Source organism: Chryseobacterium vaccae (assembly GCF_009602705.1).
GTDB lineage: Bacteria > Bacteroidota > Bacteroidia > Flavobacteriales > Weeksellaceae > Chryseobacterium > Chryseobacterium vaccae.
Genome location: NZ_VSWH01000001.1, coordinates 933,643 through 959,656, shown reverse-complemented (window position 1 = coordinate 959,656; position 26,014 = coordinate 933,643). Strand labels below are relative to the sequence as shown.

Here is a 26,014-nt window from a genome sequence, read left to right as displayed (position 1 = left end):
AGATTATCTGGGGCGCTTTTTTGATTTGTTAAATAAAACTAGCTAGTTACGCAAGACTGTATAAAAGATTTACCATAATCAGTTAATTCATAAAAAGATTTAATAATTTCGAGATTGTTAAATCCTTCCAAAACTAATTTGAGACTATTGTGAGATTCTTCATATTGATACTTTTCAAGAAGTTTTTCATAAGCTTTAGGATCATTTTTATATTTTGATTCGTCATAATACAAAATTCCAAGACTTGTTAAGTTATCCAAATACATAGAAACATTTTGGGGAAAAAGTAACTCTAATTCAAATGGAAGTAAAGTGGCTTTGGTTAAGATTATATTATATGAATTAGTCAATACTTAATCTGACAGTTATAATCAAATTAAATAACTTTAAAACAGATTAAGTATTATGACAACACAACAAAAGATTATCAAAAACAAGTTAGGCGTACTTGAATTAGCACAACATTTAGGAAACGTATCCAAAGCCTGTAAGGTGATGGGCTATTCCCGAGACAGTTTTTATAGATTTAAAGAATTGTATGAGCAAGGAGGTGAATTAGCATTACAGGAAATCTCCAGAAGAAAGCCAGTATTAAAGAATCGTGTAGATGAAGTCATTGAAAAAGCTGTTGTTGATATAGCTATTGAAAACCCTGCTTTGGGGCAGCTTAGAGTAAGTAATGAACTTAAAAAGAAAGGTTTCATTGTATCACCAGGTGGAGTCAGAAGTATTTGGTTAAGACACGATCTACATACGTTTAAACTAAGATTGAAAGCCCTAGAAGCCAAATCTGCTCAAGATGGTGTAGTCCTTACTGAATCTCAACTTTCAGCACTAGAAAGGGCTAAGGAAGAGAAAAAAGCTCATGGAGAAATTGAAACTCATCATCCTGGATATTTAGGAGCTCAAGACACTTATTACGTAGGCAATATCAAAGGAGTTGGACATATTTATCAACAAACTTTTATTGATACATATTCAAAGGTAGTATTTGCAAAGCTATATGACCGTAAAAATGCTCTTATTGCTGCTGACATGCTTAATGATCAGGTAGTCCCTTTCTTTGAGCAGCAGGAACTTCGTTTACTCAGAATTTTAACAGACCGAGGAACGGAATACTGTGGAATAAGAGAACAGCATGAATACCAGCTCTATTTGGCCATTGAAGATATCGATCATACGAAGACCAAGGCTAAAAGCCCTCAGACCAATGGTATTTGTGAACGTTTTCACAGGACGATACAGGACGAGTTTTATGCCATAGCTTTCAGAAAGAAAATTTACAGAAGTATTGAAGAACTGCAATTAGACCTGAACAGCTGGTTGTCGTATTACAACAATGAAAGAACGCATACAGGAAAACATTGTTACGGTAAAACACCGATGCAGACGTTTCTAGATAGTAAAACTATTGCAAAAGAGAAATTATTGGAAACTCTTGCAGAGGAACAAAAAATCCTTACTTTTGGAAGTAAGGATAATATTGGATAACTGACAATTATTTTTAACCCCTAACTGTCAGATAAAGTCGTGGCTATTACATATTATAGGAACTAGAGCCATTTTGATATAGTTTATAACTAATATACGGGATATAGTCTTTATGTTTTAAGTAATTAATAATTTTTGCTTCGTCTGAAGAAATTCTTTCAATTATACTTATAAAACTAGGATGAGCAATATTTGCAGTTTTAATAGAGCTTCCTTTTATTAATAAATTTAAAAACATCTCAGCTATGTTATCATTTGTTGTGTAACTAAGTTTCTCAATTATAGGAACTCCTATTTGTGGATTAACTTCAATTATATCTTCTTCTGGTATTTGATTTAGTTTTTCTTTATAATCTAATAATCTTTTTTCAAAATTTAATTTCCATTTTTCATTTTGAAATTTCAAAGGAAGAAATATACTAGTTGAGAATTCCAATACACTTTCTAGTGCTATTCCTACTTTTTTTACTGCTGGTTGAGCTAAATCTCCATAAATTGTTGTAAGTAATTGTTGAGTGTCTTTTATAAAACCTAAAGTATTTTTTTCATCCATCTTAATTTTTTTTAATAAAGATATTAAATTTATTGTTGAAAAAAAGAACTATTTAATAGTTCTTCTGAGTTAGAAATCACTTTTAATTATCTTATTTATTATAAATTGTTAGGAGTATAAGCTAAATTTTTATAGTACAAACTAAACAAAAAAAGCTTCCAGTAAAACTGGAAGCTTTTTTATTTTTATAATAGAAATTAATCTGCCATAGCCTCACCGGACTTTCTGTAGATAAAACTTCCATAAATATGTCTTCTTGCAAAACGGCTTGGAGAATCAGAATTAACCATTTTAATGTAGGTATTTCTCGGAACACCAATGTATTCATACATATTTCCGTTCAAATGCTGTACTGTCAGAACCGATTTTTCAAGAAAGAAATCCTGAATATTGGACTTTGTGATGGTCTCCGTATATTCTTCTTTGTATTTTTCCTGCGTTTCAGGATTGATGCTCACCAGAAAATGATAGGCTTCAATCACCGATTTGCTTTTTTCCTCTGCTTCTAATTTTCCGGCTTCATCATTGATAAATTTATCAGGATGAGTATCCTTCATCGTATTTCTGTAAATAGTTTTTAACTCCTTTAAAGTAACGGTTTTATCAACTCCTAAAAGCTTTCTGTGCTCGCCCAGTTTTTTCATAATGTATGGTCCTTATTTCGGGGTGCAAAATTAAGCTTTTAAATTGTAAAAATCATAACTTATTCAGTATTAATTTATTTAATAATCAGAAACTGAAAATTTATATGCAGACAATAGGAGTATATAATACTATTTTAACGTGTATGGAGATAGCAGATTATTTTCTATGAGTCATGATGAGTCTTTTATAGTGCCATTCTATGCCGGTGTATATCTTATTGTTTATTTTTCAAAAATATTTTCAAAATGATTCTTTAGTGAATCTATATTGGGATAATATTCCTTTTTTCCTGGTAAAATAATTTTAGTTTGATGTAACTTAGCATAATATTTGTCATGGAGAATTTTATTACTCACTTGAATCGTATAATTTTCAGGATTTATACTAATTAATCCTAAATCAAACAATGTATGAATATCAGATCGTAGCAAGATACCATTAGGAACCTTATTCGTTTCTGTTCCTTTAAAAGAATAGATATGAGCCGCTTCTAACATTTCAACAATTTCACATTGAGTGATTGCACATTTTTGATTATAAATCTCAAGAAGTTTTTCTCTGAATTTTCTTTGTCCTCTTCTAGCATAAATTTGAACAGCCATTCTTTTTCTGTCATCTTCTATGTTATTAAAATTGAATGGTTCAATTTCTTTCTCGTTAATAAATGAAGTTAGATAATCGTTAGTTTGTAGATAATCAGAGGCTTTTATTAACCCTAAATTATAAAGACATAAGCTTAAAGACTTATTGATATGACTAAGTAAGGCATCGTCGTCTTTTAATTCATAATAAAATTCCTTAGGATTTTCAAATACATTGTTATATTTAGTTCTATCACTACCACCGTCGACATCAATTTTAGGAGAAAGACTTTTTGATTTTCTTATAGTTATGTTTAAACCTTTAGGATTAGTTTTTGATTCTGCGCAACCTACTACAGCGCCTTTTCCAAATTTATCGAAACAAATCGCTACATATATTCCATCTGATACTTTTTGGTTGGGAGGAAGAATACACACATGGGTTACATGGGGGAAGTTTGCTGCACCTTGAGATACCTCTATTGTTAAATTTGTACCCTCAAAATTTTGATATTTTTCTTCTAATTCAAGTTTAAAATTATTAAGAGCTTTTTTTACATTATTTAAAATAGGATTGTCGGTCTTTATGGTTTGGCTTTTTACAATAGGATTATTTTGCCTGAATTCACAGATTTGATTAAAATAATTAGTCATTAGATTTTTAAAACGAAACTAATAATTTTTTATTTATTTACAAACAAGATGAATTTTTTAAACCCCAATCAATTGAAAACAAGAGTTCGGTCTCTATTTTATCTAAAATGAATAATTCTCCTGATAATCTGACATATCAATAATATTCCGAGATAAACCAATATAAAGGCCCACTTTATTCAATAGGAGCGGGCTTTAGCCCGCTCCCAAAAAAACAAAAAATCCTTCGGCTTTAGCCAAAACCTAAAACCAATGATTCCCTAGTTTCTCCCTTGCCACATACTCCGCACTCGCTTCCTTTGCAGCCCCCACCATGGCAATCAGAGCCTTTTCCGTTTCATCCCAGTGTCTTGTTTTCAGACCACAGTCAGGGTTTACCCAAAGCTGCTGTGCCGGAATTACGGCTTGTGCCTTATTCAACAATTCTACCATTTCTTCTTTGGACGGAACTCTTGGAGAATGAATATCATAAACTCCTGGACCGATCTCATTCGGATATTTGAAATCAGCAAAGGCATGCAGCAGTTCCATCTGGCTTCTGGAACATTCTATGGTGATTACATCGGCATCCATATCCGCAATATTCTGGATAATGTCATTAAATTCAGAATAGCACATATGCGTATGAATCTGAGTAGCATCTTCCACGCCGCTGGCAGAAATTCTAAAGGCTTCTACTGCCCATTTCAGGTAACTTTGCCAGTCGGATTTCCTCAACGGAAGACCTTCACGAATGGCGGGTTCATCAATTTGGATAACCCTGATGCCTGCTTTCTCCAGATCGGTTACCTCATCACGGATAGCCAGAGCAATTTGTTTGCAGGTAAGAGAACGGGGCTGATCATCCCGTACAAAAGACCATTGAAGGATGGTTACAGGACCTGTCAGCATTCCTTTTACCCATTTCGTAGTTAATGATTGGGCATATTGTGACCAATAAACGGTCATAGGATGAAGTCGGTGGACATCTCCATAAATAACAGGCGGTTTTACACACCGGCTTCCGTAGCTTTGTACCCAACCGTTTTGAGTGAAGGCAAATCCGGAAAGCTGTTCTCCGAAATATTCCACCATATCATTCCGCTCAAATTCTCCGTGAACGAGTACATCAATTCCTGTCTTTTCCTGCCAGCGGATTGTTCTTTCCGTTTCTTTTTTCAGTAGTTCATCGTAATGTCCGGCAGTGAGTTCCCCTTTTTTGAATTTCGCTCTCCAGCTTCTTACTTCTTTGGTCTGAGGAAACGAGCCAATGGTTGTTGTTGGGAACAATGGAAGTTGAAGGACTTTCTGTTGGACTTCTTTTCTGATGTTGAACGGATTATTTCTCTGTGCATCTGCTTCAGTGGTTACGGAAATGCGGTCTTTAACTTCCTGATGATGAATAAGCGTTGATACTTTACGGTTTTCCAGTGCTTTCCTGTTTTCAGCTAATACCTGCAAAGTATGATAATCCGGATTTTCTGAAGCTAGCTTTTTCAAAACAGCGATTTCTCCAATCTTTTGTTTGGCAAAAGCCATCCATTGTTTAATTTCAGGAGACAAAACTTCTTCATTAGTTTCCGAGTCAAGATCGAAAGGAACATGGAGGAGCGAACAGGAAGGCGCAATAAAGACCCGTTCTGATCCGATTTCACTGACCGCTTTTTTAATCCAGTGAAGCGATCTTTCAAAATCGTTTTTCCAGATATTTCTTCCGTCCACAACTCCAAGAGAAAGGCTTAATGTGGTAGGAATTGCCTGTAAAACGTCATCCAACTGCTCAGGACAGCGCACTAAATCAATATGCAAAACATCTGTCGGAAGGGAAGAAGCCAGAGAAAGATTGTCTTTTAATCCTTCAAAATAAGAGGCAATGATCAGTTTAAGATCCGGAAACTGTTTTCTGATTTCACCATAAATATAGTGATACGTTTCTTTTGCTTTTTCATTTAAATCCAAACCGAGGAACGGTTCATCAAACTGAATGTATTCTGCACCGTGGTGTTCTAGCTCTTTTAAAATTTCAATATAAACAGGCAAAAGATTTTGAGCCAGATCCAATTTGTCGAAATCTTCTTCTTTTTCTTTACCCAAAAGCAGGTAAGTAACCAATCCGATAATGACAGGTTTCGCATTAATCCCGGATTGTTTGGCACGGATAAATTCTTTGATGATTTTATCGGAAAATAATCTGAAATTCTGGTTTTTCCTGAATTCAGGAACGATATAATGATAATTGGTGTCAAACCATTTGGTCATTTCCATGGCAGTGATGTCCAGACCGTTTTTCTGATAGCCTCTGGCCATAGCAAAGTAAAGATCAAGCTCTGAGTAAGATTCTTCAGAAGCAATAGCCTGATAACGTTCCGGAATGGCTCCAACGGTAAGCGTCATATCCAATATCTGATCATAATACGAAAAATCATTACACGGAATAAGATCGATGCCTGCTTCCTGCTGGATTGTCCAGTTGGCTTGGCTGATGGTTTCCCCGGTTTCCAGCAATTGTTGCAATGATGTTTTACCTGCCCAATATTGTTCACAGGCTTTTTTGAGTTCTCTGTTGCTGCCAATACGCGGGCAGCCAAGTAGGTGTGTTTGCATTTTCTTTCAAACTTTTAAATTAAACAATGGTTTAAAAGCTCTTTTGAATGCTTCGCTATGCCGCCGCGGAAAGAAAATAAAGGAAACGCAGAGATACAAAAAGGACGTAATTTTCCTGTTAACGGTAGAATACGTTCAAAGTATCATCTGTATGACCCAAAGCTTCAGACCGCGGAAGCATTGTCAATCCGGAACAGGCAGGTCTCCTGGCTTGCAGCGGCATCTGTCATCCTTCCCGCTTTTGGCAGTGGATATGCTGGGACAGAAACCTTTGGTATGCTGCTTACAGTTGCGCGACAGCTCGTGATTTTCACACGATTCCCTATTAATCTACGCTACGTAAAACCTCTTCCGTTTTGATGAAGTATTATAAAGAACAAAATAGGGGATAAAGATATAGAATTAAGATAATTGATTGGCTGTATTTTGAAAATTTAGAATAATATTTTGAATTGATCTTATTATAAAGCTGAATATTCTGTATTTTTGAAAAAAATGACCGTAAAAAGAATATTATCCTGTGGAAAGACTTGATGAAAAGGATCTTCAGTTGCTGAGAATCCTGCAAAAGAATGCAAAACTGACCGTTAAAGAGCTGGCAAAAGAAATTAACCTGTCTCCGTCACCTGTTTTTGAACGGGTCAAAAGATTAGAACAGGAAGGTTATATCAAGCATTATGCAGCTGTTCTGGAAGCTGAAAAGCTGAACAGGGGTTTTACGGTTTTCTGCCAGATTAAGCTGAAAATTCATGACAGAGCTGTCGGAAATAAGTTTGTAAAAGACATCCTTAATATTGAAGAAGTAGCGGAATGTTACAATATCTCCGGCGATTTCGATTTCCTGCTGAAAGTTCAGGTAAGGGATATGAAACATTATCAGGATTTTGTCTTCAATACATTGGGATCGGTAGATTCTATCGGAAGCACACACAGTACTTTTGTAATGGCGGAGGTAAAAAATACCCATGGGGTTTCCATATAAATATTATAAAGGACAATATTATTTGCTCCTGACTTCCAGAATATTTTCTACAGGTTGCTCCGGATGTTCAAGATAAACTTTATTCATATCGACTTTTCGCAGCCAATCAGAAACTTTAAAACTCCGTAGCGGCAATTCTGTTGAATCTTTATTGATCTCAAAGCTCAGGCTTTTAATGGTATTTCCTCCACCGAAGGATTGTCCCCAGAACTTGTTTTTATCATAGCTGATAAGACGGTTGTCCAGATTTTTACCTTCTGTATCATAAACTTCCGGACGGGTATAGGTTTTATCAAAAGTCCATTGGGTAATATACCCGATTCCGTTAGAGTCAACTGTTAATTCATTTTTACTGAGTTTTGAAAGCACAAGATTGATTTCTCCGGAATATCCTTTGGGAACAATAATTTTTAAGGTTGGGGAATATAGTTTATAACATGAAACTATTAAAACAGGAATTGATGTTAAAAAAACAATTGATATAAATTTAGTTTTGCGGAATATAAGGCTCAATATAAAGGACAGAAACAAAATCAGCCCTATAACCATAACCAGTATAACGACAGAAACAAATATTCCCGAAAACAAACCCCCTCCCGGCATATCTTTCAGCTGGTATAAAAAATAGAGCAGTAAGAAGGCTGATAAAACAGGAGAAATTCTCTTTACAGTGTTCATACAGGTTTCGTTTTTAACAAATTTAAGCCAAATGTTCAGAAAGAACAATCGTTAAGGGTACTTAAAATCTTCAGTATAATTAGGATGGATTTTCGAATTAAGATCTGCTTATTAAAAATCTTTAATTTTTTCCTTAATGAATCTTAACACTTAAAGGCTCTTAATGTTTCAAAGAAAATTTAAGTCGTTTTTTATGATTTAAAAAGACTCATACAGATGTTTATTAATCTTAAAATAAATGAGCTGTCTTTTAAAGTCAATAATCGTATTGAATTTCTTCAGGAATTTATTTCCGAAAAAGCCGGCCATTTTCTCTGTGGCATCAATACCTTCTTTAGAGCTTGAAAGAGTAACCGGAATATTATAAAGAAACTTTTGGGCAAATTTCAGGGAAGGGCAGAGTACAACGGGCATTTCATATACGGAACCGTCCGAGCCTTGAGCGGTTGCTTTTCCTATTGTTTTCATGATGTTTGCCAAAGCATTTTTCCTGGCAAAAGGGGAAGCAATGGTCAGCGCATCATCTGCACCGCTGTCAAGACCAAATAATCCAGAATATTCTTTGCCGTTGACTGTGAAACTGCTTTCTACAGCCGGATAATCATTCACCATGTGAAGTTTCATTTTTTCATATCCCGTAAAATCAATGGTTGTGCTGTTTTCGTCGTGAAACTGGATCTCCTTTTTATGGTAATCGATTTCAATAATCTTTCCTTTCATCAGGTCTGTGCCGAAAACGCCATCAAAATGATCAGTTTCATAAGGGATCAGAGTGAACAGAACATCCTTTTTTTCCATATCTCCCAATTGTACAGTGTTATGACTGCTGTGTTCAACAGAGTTTGTTCCATTAGAACCCTGATTGACAGATTTACCATCAATGATAAGATCTGGTTTTTTCTTTGCTTGCATATTGATAACAGAACCGTTGGCACCGGTATCCAATAAAAACTTTATATTGTCGGTTTTGTTGACTTTACAATAGATATAGATTGAATGATCTTCCAATGAAAACGGGATAATAACCGGGCTATTTTGTGCTGTTATTCCAATACTGATCAATGCTGCTAAAAAAAGATAAAAGAATTTCATAACGTTCTGTTTACCGGCGAAAATAGAGGTAATTATCACCTTTGCAAAAGAAGAACTTACCATTAACCTTTCCTTAACCGTGTTATTAACATTCATTGTTATTTTTCGGATGTTAATAAAAAAACAGCACCCGATCAGGTACTGTCTCTGTTATTTAAAATTTTCTAAACCAAAGGCTATGGTTCCTCACAATCCATCTTCAGTTTCGTAAATATCTTATCAAAAGTTTTATAGATGGTTCCTTCTTCATCTACAGCCGGCCTGAAGCTGTTATTGGCGCAATTATGAAATGAAATACTGATCAGGTCAATTAATGCATAATCATCTTTTTGCGGATCATTGAACTTCGCATTAAAGTTTGCCATAACCGCTTGTGGATTGGAATTTCTTTTGCTGCTTGCTTCTGCATAATTCTTCCATGTAGCATACATCTTTTCCTTGTCAGGTGCGGCTATTGCATCAATCTGTTCTCTGCAGGTATTGTAAAATTTACTGTTTTTCAGCGAGGAAGGATCAGAAAAGGCGGTAATGTCTTCTTTGGTAAGCTGGTATTCATTTTCAAAAGTCTGCATTGCTTGCTGGTGAAGATTTTTCCATACCGGAAGATTAATCACTTTAAGAGTGTACAGTTCTTTTTTCTTTTCCTGGTACTGCTGTTCCAGTTTTTGAAGATAAGTGTTTTTATTTTTCCGGATGTCTTCAAGACCGGAAAGTTTGAATACCATAGGACTGTCAAAATAAAGACCGCTGAACTTGTACAAAAGCTTATACGTATCGTCGATCTCACTCTTTTTATATTTTGCCGGATTAAAATATCCTTTATTGTCACAGCCGAAAGTCTGGTAAACATACTGTACCAGATTTTGAGTTTTACCGGAAGCTTTCTGTCCCCAAATTGCAAAAGACATCATCAGCGAAAGCCCGGTTACTATTTTTTTCATACAGATAGAGAAATTACGCCCTCAAAATTAAGGTTTTAAATTCAAAAAAGAAAAATGTAATGCTCTTTTTAACGATTAAATTCTTGTGATTTAATGCAGGTCGCAGCCTGTTTTTCATTTCCTTTTATTATTTTGCATGAAACTTGATGAAAGTTCTGTTTTCAGAAAGAACAAAATTAAGAATATAATCAGAAAGCAAAATATTAATGAATCAGGAATTAAGCTGTTCTCAGGACCTGGTTTTTAATGGAAACATACACACAATTTATTATGGCGCACCGTATTTACGTATATAATGTTGAAGCAAAGAATAATGAGCAGTATCCTTATTATTTAGGAGAATGGAACTACGAGATTCCGGTACTGCTGCTCCCCCTGTTTTTTGGAAATCCCAGATCAAAAGGAAAACTGCTATATTTTGACAGACAGGAAGGTATTTCAAAACTGCGGACCTTTTATCAGCTGCTGGCGGACCATTATCAGCTGAATTATAAAAAGGTGTATTATGAACCAGTAAATAAAATGTTTGAATTCCTGGAGGCGCTTCCTTATGATACTTTTAAAATGGACGCCTGGGACGTTTTCAATATGAGTGAAGACAGGCATTCTGATCAGGCCAAAGACTGGGTTGAAGAAATAAAAGATAAGTATATCATCTATAATAAAGCAGTACAGAAAATGGATCTTCGGGTTTTGGAAAAAGAGTTACTGAAAAGATCCGGATACAATTCATTTCTGGAAATTCTGGAGACAGACTGGATTAACTACGGACTTGGGTACTGGAATGATGAGGCTTACAAAGATACCTACGAAACTTTTGAAGAAAACGGCTTGTGGGGATTTAAAGACCGGAAAGGTAATGTACGTATTCCTGCAGTGTATGACGAAGTTTATGCTTTTAATGATGAAGGAATTGCTGTTGTTCAGAAAGATGGTAAGTTCGGCTATCTTAAAGATGATGGTACTTTGCTTGTAAGATGTCTTTATCAGGATGTTTTGGAAGCATTTTCTACAGATGGGAAAAATTATGGATTGTTTCAGGATAATGACCTGTGGGGCGTTATGGATATAGACGCGGGAGAATGGTCTGTTCCGAATATATTTGATGATCTGGAACTGCTGAACCGAAGAGGTTTGTTCATTGCTAAAAAGGGAGAATATTTCAGATTGATTAATCACCTGAATAAAGAAATTGTTGCTGGAGATTTCGAAACCCCGTTTGATTTTGATTACCAGGGCCTTGTTTTCAGAAAACTTCCTGGAACTTCAAAGAGGGCTTATTATAATCTGGAAGGAACTTATATGGGAGAATATCCTGAAGATACTCTTTCTCAGATGGCTAACGGATATTACTGGGTAAATCCTAATAAATTTCAACATAAGATCAGCATTATCCAACCAGACGGAAGCCTTCTGGATGAAGGAATTGATAAGCTGATTACCCTGGATGGCTATACAGTATCTGCCTATAGGAAAGATAAAAAATGGCAGATTTATGATCATATTAGTTCGCTGTTCAGACTAAATGGATTCGAAATTGAAAATATCCAGATCGATTCACATATTCAGGAGATGAAGAATGTGTTTATTGTTTCAACTTCAGAAGGAACCGGACTTTACGAAGCTTCGAAAGACCGCTGGCTTGTTCCGTTTTCTAAAGAACATCAAAAGATAGATTCTTGCAGACCGGAAATATGCAGGATTATCCTTCAGAATGGAATGTTTTATTATGACCGGAAGACAGAAATTTTAAGTCCGACCTATGATTATATCTGTGAAGGGATAAACTATGATACGCAGCTTTTATGTCTTTTCAGGGGATCTGAAATGTTGATATTGAATACAGACAGAAAACTTCAAAAGGTATCAGATTCTGAAATGGGGTCTTTGTATGAAAAAAGATATAACCTTCGCGGAAAAGACCAGAAGTATTTCCTTGACTTTTATAAAAAATGGACCGAAAAAACCGGCCCGGGATATGAAAACCATTTTAATAATGAAACCCTGAAATCTAAAGCTGCTGAAATGGAAAAAGAAGGCAATATCAGAGAAGCTGTTCGGCTTTACACGATGGGAGCAGAGCGTGGAGATGCCTCTATGCAGACAGACCTTGCATTTATCCTGACCAACGGAGACTATCCCGAGTTTTACGATCTTCAGAAAGGACTTTCTTTATACGAAAAAGCAGCAAAACAGAATCAATCTTACGCCTGGAATAACCTGGGATATCATTATCAGAACGGAATCGGATACCCCCAGGATATTCGGAAAGCACTGGAATGTTACGGAAAAGCAGCAGATTTGGGTAACGGTACGGCACTCGGCAATCTGGGAGACCTTTATTTCTATGGAAAACAAGTGGATCAGAACTATGATCTGGCTCTTGATTATTATAAAAAAGCAGAAAAGAAATACTGTTTCAACAGAGAAAATATTTCCGAGATTTATTATCAGAAAAGGGATTATGCAAATTTACAGCGCTATCTGAGGCAGGATTACGACGGTACTTACTCCCATATTTATTACGGAATCCTCTATGATCATGGATTTGGAGTAAAACAGAATGTTAAAAAAGCCCTCAGATATTATGAAGACGCCCTGGAATACATGAGTTATTTCTATGCCCTGGAAAGATTGCTTTATTATTACAAAGAAGATCCAAATTTTGCAGACCCTGAAAAATATAAGCAGTGGAAAAAGTATGGGGAAGAAAATGATATGGACATATAGAGCCTGAAAAAATTATTTATTGTTCAGGTATTGGCTTTTCAATTTTAAAATAATAGTTTTGATATAAATTCATTTAAACGTGACACTATATTTATTTCTAATCTTTATTGTCCTGATATTTGGCGGAATTGCTTATCTGATGATGCGTTTTTTCAATCGCTGGACAAGGAACAGCAGATATGAAACGATTTGGGATACATTGATCTTTATCGGTTCATTCGCTTTAGTGCTGCTTGTGGCCGGATTTATTTTTTTCTACAATCTGAATCTCGGACGCTGATATCCGCCGGTTTCTTTTAATGATGAAAAAGGCAATTGAAAGATTAATGATGAGTGACAGCCACACATTCATTCCATAAAACAATTCATAGTCATGAAGCTCTTCATGGTAGAAGAGATTTTTAATAATTCTGAAGGTAATGGCAGTAACGGTCACGGCATAGCTCAGGATCATAGCATTTCTATGTCCTGTAATGTTTCCTTTTTTAATGGAAAGAACAGCAGTCGTGGTAAAATAAGCCCAAAGTATATCCTGAAGCAAAAATCCGGTAATTCCTGTTAATCCTCCATTCGAAAAAAGCCCCAATACGAAACAGGCTGGTACATTAATGAGCAGGATATTATAAATGTAAATCTTGCCAATAATCCTGTGCAGCTTTTTATTTTCCTGTAAAAACAGGCTCGAAAACTGCGTTAAACCAGCCAACAGACACAAGGTTATCGAAAAAATATGAATATAGAAAAAAGCCATCCAATACGGATTGTTAACCACCTGCTGCTTAAACTGAAGAAAGCCCACATTCTTTTCCAGGCCGGTATATTGGAAGATAGTCTGCAGCATGACGATACTGAATATCATCACAGAAAGTACAGCCAGTGCATTAACGATCTTTATTCCAATAGACTTTGCCATCTGTTTTACCCCGTAATTCTAATCTTCTAAAACTTCCTTAACCTGAGTTTCCAGATCCTCAATGCTCTCGAACTTTTTGAATTTGATGGATTTTCCTGTTTTCTTAAGTTCTTCAATAAGATCAAGGATCAGTTCCAGAGGTTCAGCCTCATATCCGAACAGATGATTGTCAAAATTAGTTCCTGCAACAATTCCGTCCCGATTCATTCCCAGGCACCAGTTTTCGATAAAATCATTCAGAAAAATCTCTGATACTTTATAGTGATCCCATTCCTTTTCAATACAGGATTTTGCCCTTGCCTGATCAGACCAGAAGCAGATGATCTGTACAGGTTCACCGTCTTCATATTCCAGTTCGTTGGAGTAGGAGACTGCAAAACCTGTTTCATCCTTTAAAGCATAAATAATTTCAGTTTCGCAGACTTTTGTAATAAAATCTTTATGGCGGTTTTCTACCGTAATATGGTCTTGTAGCATATGTTTATAAATTTCAGTATTGTATTAGTTAATGTGAATTGGTGTTAAGGAGTTTAAATGTAAAAGGCAGGAAGCAGGAAGTTAATTTCAGTTATATATTGAAAGCTATGTGAAAATGAAATTAAATAAAAGCAGATCAACATTTGCTATTATTGATTTTCATAACTTCTCTCTTCCATTATCCAGCTTCAAACCTGCATCTATCAGATATTCTTATCCCGAACAGAGGTTAATTACAGATTATAAGATTCCCTTAATTCTAAGATACTGCAGCAGCATAATTGTTTTCGCATCTTTAATCTCTCCTTCATCAATCATTTTAAGAGCTTTGTCAAATGGAAGTTCCAACACTTCAATGTGTTCACCTTCCTCTTCCAGTCCGCCTCCGTCTGCAATTTTCATATCCTGGGAATATTCAGCGATAAAAAAATGCAGGATTTCAGTAACAGAACCGGGAGACATATATGCTTCAAATATTTTTTCGGCATTGGAAATTTTATATCCGGTTTCCTCTTCCGTTTCTCTTTTGATACATTCTTCGGGATGATCATTATCCAGAAGTCCGGCACAGGCTTCAATAAGCATCCCATCCTGATTTCCGTTGATGAAAGTAGGGAGCCTGAACTGTCGGGTTAAAATAACCGATTTTAAAGTTTTATGATAAAGTAAGATAACCGCTCCGTTTCCCCGGTCATAAGCTTCTCTGCTTTGGGTCTCGGTTGAATCGTCTTTTTTAGAAATAGAATATGTTACTTTTTTTAAAGTATACCAGTTGTCAGAAAGAATTTCTGTTTGAATAATATCTACGTTGGGAGTGTGCATGTAATGGTAAGTAGTTTATATACTATTTTATTGAGTATTGTTTTGAATTAATAAATCTTCCAAAGCCTTTTTCAGATCAGGAAATCTGAACCTGAATCCTGTACTCTGTATTTTTTGGGATGAAGCTCTTGAACCTTTCAGAAGTGCGTCTGCCAGTTCACCGAACATCAGCTTTAAAACAAATGACGGAACATTGGGCATGAATAAAGGTTTTTTAAGAACTCCGGCAATTTCTTTTGTTAAATTTTCATTAGTGGTATGTTCTGGAGCAACGGCATTATAAGCTCCGTTTATTTCTGAATTTTTCAATGCTGTTTCATAGATTGAGCATAGATCATCAATATGAATCCAGGGCATATATTGCTTTCCGCTGCCTAAAGCAGATCCGATACCATATTTTATTGTTGGAACCATTTTTTTCAAGGCTCCGTCTTTTTCCGAGAGTACAACGGCTGTTCTTATTTTTATCACTCTTTCTGCAAGAATCTGTTCCCTAAAGTTATCCGCAGCTCTTTCCCAAAGAACAACAACTTCACTCAGGAAATCATTCCCCGGCATATCATCTTCCGTATAAATGTTTTCCGTAGTTTCCGTACCGTAAAAATTAATTCCTGAAGCCGAAATAAAAGATTTAAGTTTCATTTTTTTATCTCTTATCGTTTTCAGAAGAAGCTCCGCAGAATCTACACGGCTGGAAATCAACTCTTCTTTTCTCTCTTTGGTCCAGCGTTTTTCAGAAATATTGGCTCCTGCGAGGTGGATAATGTGGGAAACTCCATCCAAAGCAGCCCCATCAATCATTCTTTTCCGGATATCCCATTTAAATTCATGTTCATGTTTCTTTTTTCTGGTTAAAAACCTTACTTCAAATTCTTTTCCTATCTTTTTAGACAGTTCCTGTGCAACCATGCCGCCAGCACCTGTGATCAGAACAATTTCTTTCATAATTATAGAATAGGGGGTTAGTTTTTATTCTTTACGATGAGGATAAAATCATCTTCCAGGAATTTATAACCGTAATCATAAATAAACCGGTATTCAGCGCCATTTTTATAGATCTTCAGATTCGTAAAATAATCGAAGTCGAAGCCTAAATTGTCTAATTTGGATTTTGCCACTTTTGCTTTTCCTTCTGTATTGATTTCTACGAGAATGCGATAGTTCTTACGGAGTTTGTTATTCACATTCCGCATCAAATTGTTAGAATCTTTGTTCTGCTTATTATTGTAGGCATTCCGGCAGGAGTCGTTGCAGAACTTTTTATCCGTCCTTCCGATAATTTTTTCGCCGCATTCCAGACAGTTCATCGTTTAGTTTATTTTAAGTGGTGGCCATGTCTTTTCTTTAACAGTCTTTTAAAACTGCTGTGAGAAGGGTAGCTTCGGTTAGGCGTTATATTATTGAAAAATAAAGCCACAATCAGCAGGATAATACACCCCGATAAAACAGGGGAGATAACGTACCAATACCCCAATTCAGGGATTTTTCCCGTAGAACTTACTGCGATCAGAGCCGTTGCTCCGCCAGGAGGGTGAAGAGTTTTTGTGTACTGCATCAGAACAATAGAAAAAGCCACTGCCAATGGAGCGGAAAGCCAGATAATATCAGGGACAATCTTGTAAACAGTAACCCCCACAATAGCTGAAAAAACATGTCCTCCAATCAGGTTTCTGGGCTGTGCCAGAGGACTTTGGATGGCTCCGTAAATCAAAACACTCGAGGCGCCAAAAGAACCGATCAGAAATATATTTTCAGTCTCCGTTAAAGAATGGGATTGAATAAAAGCAATGATTCCGATTCCAAAAAATGCACCCAGAAATGACCAGAAATGCTCCTTGTAATCAACCAGCGTTTCCTTATAAATCACATATTTTGAGACCCTGAAAGTTCTTTTTATCGTCTTCTTCATTTACTCTTCTTTATTTTTTATAATTTGAATTAAGTTGTTAATAAACGGCTGGGTATAAATTCCCTCCGGATCATAGTCTGGATCAAGAATGGTAATCTGGATTCCAAAACACTTTGGTGACCGGATCAAAGGATTCAGCATTTCCTGAAGGTTGTTGTAATCAATTCCGTCTTCCATCCGGCTGTCTACCGCGGGCATAAGTTTATCTTTCAGAATATCTACATCAAAATGAATGAAAAACCCGTCAAGACTTTTATATTTGATCATGGTAAGAAAATCTTCCGCAGTTTTTTTGAAGCCGTTTTTTCTGAGATGTTCAAGGTCAAAATAATGAATATTTGAACGGATGATTTCGGCCGTATATTCATCATCATTGGTTTCTGCATTTCCGACACAGAAAATATTTTCCTCTTGAAAATAAGGTTTAAAGCCGTCAATATCCGTCAATTTGTTATGACCGTATCCTGTAACTATAGCCAGATCCATTCCGGCAGCGGCTCCCGTTTCAGAAAGCGTTGGCGGAATAAAATCCGTGTGGCCGTCAAGATAAAAAAGTCCGAAATTCCCCAGCTTCTTTAGTGCGAGGGCGTTTCCGATTAGAACGCTGCAATCACCACCCAACATAATATTGAAATTTTCTGGATGATGGTTTTTCAGAATAAATTCGGATTGTTTCCGTGCATATTCAATGATCTTGCCTGCATTTCGTACCCCTGATTCTTCATCCATATTCATGGAATATTCAGGAGCTTCCAGTCTGAAAATATGCTGGGGATCAATTCTTTTATGAAAACCAAACTTTCTGAGCCAGTCCGGGAGTTTTTTTACACCAGGTTCTGTCTCGTGCTCTTTTTTCTTAAGTCCCAGATTGAGAGGGAACTCAAAAATAGTGATGCTTCTTTTCATAAAAGAAATTTCATCAAAGATACGGAATTATCCGTTTGCAAACGGGTAGATTGAGTATGAATGCCTCCTTAAGAATAATTTAAAAGAAGGATTTTAAAATGAGATACTAAATTCATTTTATTCCTATAAACAATGAATAATTTACCAATTATTAAAGACTAGAAACTTTTAATAACCACACAATTTTCTTCAGGAATAAAACTTACTATTTTACATTTTGTTTTTTTAAGACTGAAGATTTTTATTTATTTTTTTTCGGACAAAGAAATTCTTGAGAAAATGTAAAAAATTAGATTCATGTGAAAGAACTATTCAGGTCAAGAGGATAGTACTCTGAAACTATGATTAATAATGGGGTTTGACAGATTCTTAAATTCTTTTTCTCTGTTTTATTATCCGTTTACAAACGACTACAAATGAATTTAAATAGTTTATAACCGACTGTGTTTTGGGGAAGTGGCAATCTTTGCAACAGAGATTTGAGAAAGCAGTGAACGTCTCTGATCTGAATTATTAATCTTAAAAATTATAAAGTTATGTCACTAAGAAACAAAGTAACATTAATTGGTTACACAGGAAAAGAAGTAGAAATAGTAAACTTCGACAACGGAACTCTAAAAGCAAACGTATCTTTGGCTACCAATGATCATTACACCAACGCAAAAGGAGAAAAAGTAGAAGAAACACAATGGCACAATCTGATTGCTTTTGGGAAAACAGCGGAAATACTCCAGAAATATGTTTCCAAAGGAAAAGAAATAGCTATTGAAGGAAAACTGACGTATCGATCATACGATGACAAAGACGGTGTTAAGCGATATATAACAGAAATCAGAGTAGATGAGATTCTGCTTCTGGGAGGCAAATAATTCTAAAAGTACAGTAATGAAAGTAAAAGTTTTTAAAATCAGGCTTCCGGAAGAATTTTTGTACAAAGATCAAAAAATGCTTGACGATTTCCTGGATGTGAATGAAATTATAAAAGTAGAAACGGCTTTTGTAAATGACGAATGTTATTGGTCTGTAATACTGTATTTTGAAGAGATAAAACCATTGAAAAATATAGTAAGAGAATCCAAAGTGGTAAAATACTCTGCTGATAATGAGATTTTAAGCTCTGATGAAGAGAAGATTCTGACTGCCCTGAAACTCTGGAGATCAGAAAAAGCAAGAGAACAGAACCTACCCACTTATTTTATTGCGAGTAATAAAGAACTGGTATCGGTTGCGAAGTATAAGCCTGCAAAAAAAGAAGAACTGCTTGATATCAAAGGCTTCGGGAAACATAAGATCGAAAATTATGGCGAAGAAATCCTGGAGATTCTTGAAAGCGTCTGATTTTTCAGAATTAATGATCCCCTAACAACAAAAGCTGGAGAAGATTACTTCTTCGGCTTTTTATACTATATAAATTCCTTTCAATTCCGTACTTTTGCGTCTATCAAAATGATATACAAGAAATGAAACCAGGTTTAGCAAAAGGAACGAGAGATTTTACGTCACAGGAAGTTTCCAGAAGAAAATATATTATCAATATTTTACAGAATAACTTTGAGTTATTTGGATTTCAGCCATTAGAAACTCCAAGTTTTGAAAATCTTTCTACATTGACAGGGAAATATGGTGAAGAAGGAGACCGTCTTATCTTTAAAATTTTAAATTCGAGCATTAATGAAGCCAAGGAAGATAAAAAAACTCAGATGCTTCATGATTTTCAAAGAGCATTAGAACAACCTTTTAGTTCGGAAAATTTAACGGACAAAGCTCTTCGTTATGATCTTACTGTACCTTTTGCAAGATTTGTAGCGATGAATCATGGGAAACTGACATTTCCATTCAAACGTTCTCAGATCCAGCCGGTATGGAGAGCAGACCGACCACAGAAAGGACGATTTAGAGAATTTTATCAATGCGATGCAGATGTTGTAGGAAGTGAAAGTTTACTTCAGGAAGTAGAACTGGTTCAACTGTATTTAAAATCATTCGCAGATTTGGGTGTTTCCGTGACAATTCACATGAACAACCGGAAAATTCTTTCCGGATTAGCTGAATATGCGGGGATTACAGATAAACTGATCGATTTTACTGTAGCTTTAGATAAGCTGGATAAAATCGGAAGAGACGGAGTTGTTAAAGAATTGCTGGAAAGAGAAATTTCCCAGGAATCTATAGACAAACTGGATTTCTTATTTGAGCAGTCTGATGATGCGCTGGAAAACCTTCTTCAGCTGAAAGAAAAATTTGCAGGAAACGAAATAGGGCTAAAAGGAGTGGAAGAACTGGAGTTTGTTCTTACCCAATCTCTGAATCTTGGAGTTGATATGCAAAATCTTGTATTCAATATTACCCTTGCCAGAGGATTAGATTATTATACTGGGGCTATTTTTGAAGTAAAAGCTGATGAAGCTGCGATGGGATCTATCGGCGGTGGCGGTAGATATGATAACCTTACAGAAGTTTTCGGTGTTAAAAACATTCCGGGAATCGGAATTTCTTTCGGGCTGGACAGAATTTATCTGGTAATGGAAGAGCTTAATCTTTTCCCTGAAGAAGCATCTTCCTCAATAGAATACCTGTTCGCCAATTTTGGAGGCGAGGAAACAACAGAAGCACTAAAACTGATTATGCAGTTGAGAAGAAAAGGAATTTCAGCAGAACTCTATCCTGAAAATGCAAAGCTTAATAAACAATTTACTTACGCTGAAAAGAAAGGAATTAAAAATCTTGTTTTCCTGGGTGAAGAAGAAATCAGAAACAATACAGTAACTTTTAAAAATCTTGAAGCGGGAGAACAGAAAACAGTTTCTGTAGAAGAATTTTTAAATCTGTAATACAATTTCATGATAAAGAGAGTACTTTGTTTGGGCTGGCTGGCATTGGCGATTATCGTCAGTGCCCAGATTTCCCTTCCTCTAGGACCTTCGGATCCTTATGCTTATAATGCAGAAAAAAAGAGTATATCTTTAAATAATATCAAAGACTTTCCTAAAGAAATTTTAAACAAAGATCTTAAAATCTTAAAGATAAGGGCTCATGAAAGTTTCAGGGAAATTCCCGGAGAAATAAAGAGCCTTAAAAACCTTGAGGATTTTGAATTGATCAATTCTGGGGGAAATATCACCTTTCCTGAAAGTTTTGCAGATCTTCAAAATATAAAAAAAATAAACATCAGCCTTAGAGGAAGTGAGTTTCCACAACCTGTTTTAAAGCTTAAAAACCTTCAGGAGCTTAAATATGGAGATAAAAAGCTGGGAAAATGGCCGGAAAATCTAGGGAATCTGGAAAATCTTAAAATACTGGATCTGTCCTATTTCAGATCGATAGATACTGATTTTGCCCATCTTCCTGAACTGATATTGCCCAAAAGTATAGGAAATCTGAAAAAGCTGGAACAATTTATTGCCGTCAGTAATCAGATGAAAAACCTTCCTGACGAAATAGGAGGTCTGATTTCGTTACGAGATCTGGATCTGGGGTACAACAGTTTAATTGACTTACCTGAACGTTTTGGCCTTCTGAAGAATCTGAGAAAGCTGAATCTTCAACAGAATCAGTTTACCGAACTTCCAAAAGCAATCTCCGGACTGGAAAATCTTGAGGATCTTAATCTTAATTTTTGTCTGATTAAAAAAATTCCTTTTGCAACAGGAAATCTAAAGTCTCTGAAGACATTAGGTCTGGCGGGAAATAAGATATCCTCCGACTTTAAAAAACTGTATTTAATTCCCAATCTCGAAGAACTGAATGTATACGAATGTGGAGTCAGTAAAATTCCTTCCGGAGCAGTAAATATGAAGCAGTTGAAGTCTCTGAATATTGGAGCTAACCCGCTTTATTCCGAATCCGTTAAAGAATTGTACGCCCTCTCTGGTCTGGAAATATTGGAAATGGGTGGCATTCAGCTTGAAGGTCTTCCTTCTGGGATTCAGCAGCTTAAAAACCTGAAAAAATTAGGTCTGGATAAAAATAAAATATCTCAGGATAATATGAAAGAGATCTATGAATTGGAGAATCTTGAATCACTAAACCTTTCGGAATGTCAGATTGATAGAATTCCAAAAGGCATTGAAAAACTCAGAAATCTGAAGAGTCTTTATCTGTGGGGAAATAAAATTCCCAAAACAGATATTGAAGCATTGAGAAAAGCGTTACCAGATACCGATATCCGCATTTAGATAAAATTGTTGATTGGTGTAAAATTTAGAATATCAGAACCAATATATCAACCCGGAATTATTATCCCGGGCAGAATAGGAAATTGATGAGCTTCCTGATCTTCTGATGGAAGATGAAGAGATCGGTCATATTGTTGACGGACTACGAAGGAACAGCCGTTCATCTGTTTTTGAACTTCTGGAAAAACTTGGAAAATTAAGAGAGAATGGAATTCTTACTGAAGAAGATTTCCATTTCAAAAGAAAAAGCTTCTTGAAAAATTGCAAACATTCAAAAGTTTATTTCTTAATGCCTTAAAAGAGGCTGCGTACTGCATCGGAAGGATCCTCCAAAACTTCTGCTGATTGAGAAATCAATATATTCTACCCTGATATTTTCCTGCTCAATCTGATTCCCAATATGTTTGAAGGAAGGGTCTGTAATATAAACTTTCGGAGATACAGAAAGTCCGTTGGTGGCCAGATTCATGGCTTCATCTAAAGTTACATGTATTTTTTTCCACTCTTTCAGAGCAGCTGGAATTCCATCTAAAAATGTATCTTCACATATAATCATCAATTCTTCTCTTACAAGGCCAAGGGCACAATCCAGATGCAGAATATCAGGATGAAGTTTTACCTGTTCAACAGTATATCCCTGTGGTTTTAAAAGTTTTCTTAACCATTGAACTCCAAGCTCATTTGAAGCAAGCCCTGAATTTCCTACAAAGACCTGTTTGCCTAAGACAAGAACATCTCCTCCTTCCAGAAACGGACCTTTCCCCAATGTAGAATCTTCCGCATCAGCAATTTCAGGCTGAGGTACTGCCACATAAATGCATTCCTCAGGGTATATTTCCTGAAGAAAAAGATCCCGTACCGGAAAAATTTCACTTCTTCGATGTAAAAAGCGAAGCGATGATTCAATGATAAAATTCCCCACTGTAAAAAAGGGATCTCTCACAAAAAAGTTAGAATATCCGGCAGTTCCCACAGCTTCTTTTTCTACAGAAGACAATTTACGGGGACGGAGAACTTCGACACCATACTCTTCCAGTGTTTTTTTCAGATTTTCCCTTTCGCCTTCCCATTGTTTCTGAAGTTCAGGAAAAACCTCAGAATAATCCTTTCCTTTATTTTCAAAGTTTTCTTTTACCGCTTCTTTACTCAGAAAACGCAGGTCTTCTGGTCTAGGCTCTTTTGGGAAACCAAATTCAGATTGGGCAAGAACTACTTTCTTCAAAGGCGAAAATTCATTTTCAACAAAGATCATAACAGGAAGTTTTGGGGGAGTATGATAACAAAAGTATTTAAAATTTAATGAATGTCAATGTCTGAAGTAATAACGGTCTGGAAAATTATAAAAATTACTTATTTTTAGACGAAATTTGATGATCTATCTGATTGGAAAATGGTAATTTATTTTAAAACTCAATTGAAGAATGTAAAATAAATATTCTATTTTTTACAGATGATACTATAAATATAAAAAAACAAAATGAATACTGAATGCGCTTTATGTGGAACTCTTCTTACCTCTATGGATACGCTTTTAGGTGAAAATAAACTTTCAGACGGAGGTATTCTCTGCAATAAATGCCTGAATAAAGTGACCAATATCAATAAAGATCTGGTATATGACCTCATCAATTATAATGTAATACAAATAAAAGAGATATTTCAGAATAGCAATATTGAAGAGGAAAAATATAATGAACTGAAAACGACTGAATTGAAAAAGGAAATTCCCCTTGTAGCACCCATATCACAGTCTGTGCAGTTTGATTTTAGCCCGGAAGAGCCTACAAGGCTTGATGATATCAAAGACGAGATTGCTGCATTGAACCCAGTGCTCACAGCCCTTACTGATAGTGAAGTGAATGAACTAGCTAATATTCTTGATGAAGATGAAAAAGTGGTTGCTATTGTTGAAGGTACTTATGAATATAATAACCTTAAAGGAATTTTGCTGGCAACCCAGAAAAAAATTATGTTTATAGATAAGAGTATTTTTGGAGAGATATTTAAAAATAAATTTCCGTTTACAAAAATTACCTTCATGCAGCATGATACCAATCTGATGTCTTCCGGTTTAAAAATTTTTACTTCTGGATTTATCGCGGAATTCACACTATACAGTAGAAGTGCTGCAAAGAAATTTTATGAAAGTGTAGAACCTTATCTTATACGTCCCGGAAGTCATTCTGAAAAAATTGTGGAAAAACCACAGCCTCAACAGGAACCTGTTAAAAAAGAGGCTCCTGAAATTATCTTTGACCAGCTGGAAAAACTGGGAAAGCTCAGAGAAACTGGGATATTAACTGAACAAGAATTTGCAGAGCAGAAGAAAAAGCTGCTTGCCAAACTGTAAAAACAAGAAAAAAATGAGTAGTAACTGTGCACTATGCAACGCTGAACTGACTTCTATGGACACTCTTCTGGGAGAAAATAAACTCTCGGACGGGAGCGTTCTCTGCAACGCATGCTTAGAAAAAGTAAGCAGTATTAACCAGGAACTGTTGGACGATCTTAAAAAATTCAGCATTGAAGATGTAAAAGGTCTTGCTGAAAATAGAAAAGAAGAATCAGACCAAGCCATTGAAGAAAATACAGACTTTCCTGTATCTGCGGTACGGGATCCACAGAGTTTTATTTCCAATGATGTTTATAAAAGAAGGCTTAAAGAGATTAAATACCAGCTCGATAAAGTAGGAGCCAATCTTTCGATGTTTACCAGGGGGGAAATTAAAGCTCTACCCCGGATTCTTGCTGAAGACGAATTGATCCTTGCGGCCACGGATGCCCAGTTCATCAATACGGTAGATGCCGGAATTCTGCTCGTGACCCCAACAAGGATGCTGTCTGTATCAAAATCAATGTTTGATGCTGTAAAAGTAGCCGGATATCCTAATGAAACCATCAGAGAAATAAGCTTTGTGCCGAATCGTGTTACTCCGTTTATAACCCTGCACACAGAAGACGGGGAAATCCGGTTTGAATGTTTCCGCGACAGGGAAGATGCCGAACGGTTTTATAATTTCGTTAAAAAGATCTATAACCAACCGAAGCAGCTGGAACAACCGGAGCAGCCAAAGATAGAAGAAAAAGTGACTCCTTCTGAAACCCTTTATGACCAGCTTGAAAAACTAGGGAAATTGAGGGAAAGCGGCATTCTAACCGAAGAAGAATTTGCAGAGCAGAAGAAAAAGCTTCTTGGCTAAACAGCAACAATAAAACAATGGACGGAACAGTATCCCGGGGGATCATAGAAAAATGGCTGAAAGCATGGTCGCTATCCAGAAAATTACCGCTTCCGGAAAAATATAAATCCGGTTTTAAAATAGAAGTGGGTGAGGAAAAGCAGAAAGCAAGATATGTTTTTCCGGAAATTACAGAAGACTTTATTCAGCTTTCAAAAGAAATAAATGACTCTTGGGTGTATCTTAAAGTAGCAGCTTCTGCCGATGAGGTGAAAGAAAGTATATCTCGAAAATGGCAAATACAGCCACCCGGTTATATGATGTACTGCACAGGAGAAATGATATCCAACGAAAAAAAAATACCTGAAGAATACAACATGACGCTGGAGAAGTATAATGCCAGCAGTACACTGAAGATTTTCGCTGAAAACGGAACCCTGGCCTGCTCCGGCCATCTTGTACTGGTGGATGATCTGGCAATTTATGACAGAATTGCAACAGAAGAAGAACATCGCAGAAAAGGGCTTGCCTCCTTCCTGATGCATGAGCTTGAGAAAATAGTTTTGTTGAATGGGATTTCAAACAGCTTTTTAGTTGCAACAGCTCAGGGAAAAACTTTGTATGAATCATTAGGATGGAAACTATACAGTCCGTATACGTCTGTTGTTATTCCCGGAACCTGATGATTCTTGAATAATTTTAT

26 protein-coding genes and 1 riboswitch are annotated in these 26,014 nt (G+C 36.0%); of the genes, 10 read left to right on the top strand and 16 right to left on the bottom strand.

All coding sequences use genetic code 11. From position 1 onward, the window contains the following. Positions 1 to 38: 38 nt before the first annotated feature. Positions 39 to 350, bottom strand: a complete 312-nt coding sequence (locus tag FW768_RS23965; protein WP_153392909.1) for an Abi-alpha family protein — start codon at positions 348 to 350, stop codon at positions 39 to 41. Between the two features lie 55 nt (positions 351 to 405). Here FW768_RS23965 and FW768_RS04400 point away from each other — a divergent pair, with 55 nt between their 5' ends. After that, positions 406 to 1,491: an IS481 family transposase gene (locus tag FW768_RS04400; RefSeq protein ID WP_153391442.1), complete on the top strand. Its 1,086-nt coding sequence runs from the start codon at positions 406 to 408 to the stop codon at positions 1,489 to 1,491. A 46-nt stretch (positions 1,492 to 1,537) separates the two neighbouring features. Here FW768_RS04400 and FW768_RS04395 read toward each other — a convergent pair whose 3' ends face one another. From FW768_RS04395 to metE, 4 genes are all read right to left on the bottom strand, one after another. Beyond that, complete coding sequence (locus tag FW768_RS04395) at positions 1,538 to 2,044, bottom strand: Abi-alpha family protein (protein ID WP_153392906.1); 507 nt, start codon at positions 2,042 to 2,044, stop codon at positions 1,538 to 1,540. Positions 2,045 to 2,241: 197 nt separating this feature from the next. Next, on the bottom strand, positions 2,242 to 2,688 hold the full coding sequence (locus tag FW768_RS04390) for a KTSC domain-containing protein (protein WP_153392903.1): 447 nt from the start codon (positions 2,686 to 2,688) through the stop codon (positions 2,242 to 2,244). Between the two features lie 222 nt (positions 2,689 to 2,910). Beyond that, on the bottom strand, positions 2,911 to 3,924 hold the full coding sequence (locus FW768_RS04385; protein WP_153392900.1) for an HNH endonuclease: 1,014 nt from the start codon (positions 3,922 to 3,924) through the stop codon (positions 2,911 to 2,913). A gap of 243 nt (positions 3,925 to 4,167) precedes the next feature. After that, positions 4,168 to 6,507 carry a 5-methyltetrahydropteroyltriglutamate--homocysteine S-methyltransferase gene (gene metE / locus FW768_RS04380; RefSeq protein WP_153392897.1) on the bottom strand — a complete coding sequence of 780 codons (2,340 nt, stop codon included), beginning with the start codon at positions 6,505 to 6,507 and terminating at the stop codon, positions 4,168 to 4,170. Positions 6,508 to 6,686: 179 nt separating this feature from the next. Next, positions 6,687 to 6,872: riboswitch (cobalamin riboswitch) on the bottom strand. 155 nt (positions 6,873 to 7,027) lie between these two features. On the opposite strand from metE, the gene FW768_RS04375 reads away from it, so the two are divergent. Further along, on the top strand, positions 7,028 to 7,489 hold the full coding sequence (locus FW768_RS04375; protein ID WP_153392894.1) for an Lrp/AsnC family transcriptional regulator: 462 nt from the start codon (positions 7,028 to 7,030) through the stop codon (positions 7,487 to 7,489). Between the two features lie 18 nt (positions 7,490 to 7,507). On the opposite strand, the gene FW768_RS04370 is transcribed toward FW768_RS04375, so the two are convergent. The 3 genes from FW768_RS04370 to FW768_RS04360 all read right to left on the bottom strand — a co-directional run bounded on the left by FW768_RS04370 (position 7,508) and on the right by FW768_RS04360 (position 10,200). Next, positions 7,508 to 8,167 (bottom strand): hypothetical protein, encoded by a 660-nt coding sequence (locus tag FW768_RS04370; protein WP_153392891.1) that lies wholly within the window; start codon positions 8,165 to 8,167, stop codon positions 7,508 to 7,510. A gap of 198 nt (positions 8,168 to 8,365) precedes the next feature. Next, a complete protein-coding gene (locus FW768_RS04365) occupies positions 8,366 to 9,259 on the bottom strand; it encodes a retropepsin-like aspartic protease (protein WP_185151934.1) in 894 nt (297 codons plus the stop codon). A 176-nt stretch (positions 9,260 to 9,435) separates the two neighbouring features. Further along, positions 9,436 to 10,200: a hypothetical protein gene (locus FW768_RS04360; protein WP_153392885.1), complete on the bottom strand. Its 765-nt coding sequence runs from the start codon at positions 10,198 to 10,200 to the stop codon at positions 9,436 to 9,438. A gap of 270 nt (positions 10,201 to 10,470) precedes the next feature. Here FW768_RS04360 and FW768_RS04355 point away from each other — a divergent pair, with 270 nt between their 5' ends. Then, positions 10,471 to 12,930, top strand: coding sequence for an SEL1-like repeat protein (locus tag FW768_RS04355; protein WP_153392882.1), 2,460 nt, complete (start codon positions 10,471 to 10,473; stop codon positions 12,928 to 12,930). Positions 12,931 to 13,153: 223 nt separating this feature from the next. Here FW768_RS04355 and FW768_RS04350 read toward each other — a convergent pair whose 3' ends face one another. The 7 genes from FW768_RS04350 to FW768_RS04320 all read right to left on the bottom strand — a co-directional run bounded on the left by FW768_RS04350 (position 13,154) and on the right by FW768_RS04320 (position 17,957). Further along, complete coding sequence (locus FW768_RS04350) at positions 13,154 to 13,843, bottom strand: DUF2306 domain-containing protein (RefSeq protein WP_153392879.1); 690 nt, start codon at positions 13,841 to 13,843, stop codon at positions 13,154 to 13,156. A gap of 18 nt (positions 13,844 to 13,861) precedes the next feature. Beyond that, on the bottom strand, positions 13,862 to 14,320 hold the full coding sequence (locus tag FW768_RS04345; protein WP_153392876.1) for a DUF2750 domain-containing protein: 459 nt from the start codon (positions 14,318 to 14,320) through the stop codon (positions 13,862 to 13,864). A gap of 240 nt (positions 14,321 to 14,560) precedes the next feature. Beyond that, on the bottom strand, positions 14,561 to 15,142 hold the full coding sequence (gene nudK, locus FW768_RS04340) for a GDP-mannose pyrophosphatase NudK (RefSeq protein WP_153392873.1): 582 nt from the start codon (positions 15,140 to 15,142) through the stop codon (positions 14,561 to 14,563). A gap of 27 nt (positions 15,143 to 15,169) precedes the next feature. Next, positions 15,170 to 16,087 carry a TIGR01777 family oxidoreductase gene (locus FW768_RS04335; RefSeq protein ID WP_153392870.1) on the bottom strand — a complete coding sequence of 306 codons (918 nt, stop codon included), beginning with the start codon at positions 16,085 to 16,087 and terminating at the stop codon, positions 15,170 to 15,172. Positions 16,088 to 16,104: 17 nt separating this feature from the next. Next, a complete protein-coding gene (locus FW768_RS04330) occupies positions 16,105 to 16,449 on the bottom strand; it encodes a hypothetical protein (protein WP_153392867.1) in 345 nt (114 codons plus the stop codon). Positions 16,450 to 16,457: 8 nt separating this feature from the next. After that, positions 16,458 to 17,051 (bottom strand): HPP family protein, encoded by a 594-nt coding sequence (locus FW768_RS04325; RefSeq protein WP_153392864.1) that lies wholly within the window; start codon positions 17,049 to 17,051, stop codon positions 16,458 to 16,460. After that, entirely contained in the window at positions 17,052 to 17,957 is a 906-nt protein-coding gene (locus tag FW768_RS04320) for an arginase family protein (protein ID WP_153392862.1), read from the bottom strand. A gap of 536 nt (positions 17,958 to 18,493) precedes the next feature. Here FW768_RS04320 and FW768_RS04315 point away from each other — a divergent pair. The 4 genes from FW768_RS04315 to FW768_RS04300 all read left to right on the top strand — a co-directional run bounded on the left by FW768_RS04315 (position 18,494) and on the right by FW768_RS04300 (position 22,132). Further along, positions 18,494 to 18,826, top strand: coding sequence for a single-stranded DNA-binding protein (locus FW768_RS04315; RefSeq protein WP_153392859.1), 333 nt, complete (start codon positions 18,494 to 18,496; stop codon positions 18,824 to 18,826). Positions 18,827 to 18,842: 16 nt separating this feature from the next. Then, positions 18,843 to 19,295, top strand: coding sequence for an HRDC domain-containing protein (locus tag FW768_RS04310; RefSeq protein ID WP_153392856.1), 453 nt, complete (start codon positions 18,843 to 18,845; stop codon positions 19,293 to 19,295). A 122-nt stretch (positions 19,296 to 19,417) separates the two neighbouring features. Next, positions 19,418 to 20,788 (top strand): histidine--tRNA ligase, encoded by a 1,371-nt coding sequence (gene hisS, locus FW768_RS04305; RefSeq protein WP_153392853.1) that lies wholly within the window; start codon positions 19,418 to 19,420, stop codon positions 20,786 to 20,788. Between the two features lie 9 nt (positions 20,789 to 20,797). Beyond that, a complete protein-coding gene (locus tag FW768_RS04300) occupies positions 20,798 to 22,132 on the top strand; it encodes a leucine-rich repeat domain-containing protein (protein WP_153392850.1) in 1,335 nt (444 codons plus the stop codon). A gap of 286 nt (positions 22,133 to 22,418) precedes the next feature. Here the strand turns inward: FW768_RS04300 and FW768_RS04295 are convergent, their stop codons facing one another. Further along, positions 22,419 to 23,384, bottom strand: a complete 966-nt coding sequence (locus FW768_RS04295) for a dimethylarginine dimethylaminohydrolase family protein (RefSeq protein ID WP_153392847.1) — start codon at positions 23,382 to 23,384, stop codon at positions 22,419 to 22,421. A gap of 225 nt (positions 23,385 to 23,609) precedes the next feature. On the opposite strand from FW768_RS04295, the gene FW768_RS04290 reads away from it, so the two are divergent. Genes FW768_RS04290 through FW768_RS04280 form a run of 3 tightly spaced genes read left to right on the top strand, consistent with a single transcriptional unit; the run spans position 23,610 to position 25,994 of the window. After that, the gene (locus tag FW768_RS04290) at positions 23,610 to 24,482 is read left to right on the top strand and encodes a PH domain-containing protein (RefSeq protein ID WP_153399784.1); all 873 of its coding nucleotides are present in this window, start codon (positions 23,610 to 23,612) and stop codon (positions 24,480 to 24,482) included. 13 nt (positions 24,483 to 24,495) lie between these two features. Continuing rightward, complete coding sequence (locus tag FW768_RS04285; RefSeq protein WP_153392844.1) at positions 24,496 to 25,332, top strand: SHOCT domain-containing protein; 837 nt, start codon at positions 24,496 to 24,498, stop codon at positions 25,330 to 25,332. Positions 25,333 to 25,349: 17 nt separating this feature from the next. Beyond that, on the top strand, positions 25,350 to 25,994 hold the full coding sequence (locus FW768_RS04280) for a GNAT family N-acetyltransferase (RefSeq protein ID WP_153392841.1): 645 nt from the start codon (positions 25,350 to 25,352) through the stop codon (positions 25,992 to 25,994). The last annotated feature ends 20 nt before the right edge of the window (positions 25,995 to 26,014 follow it).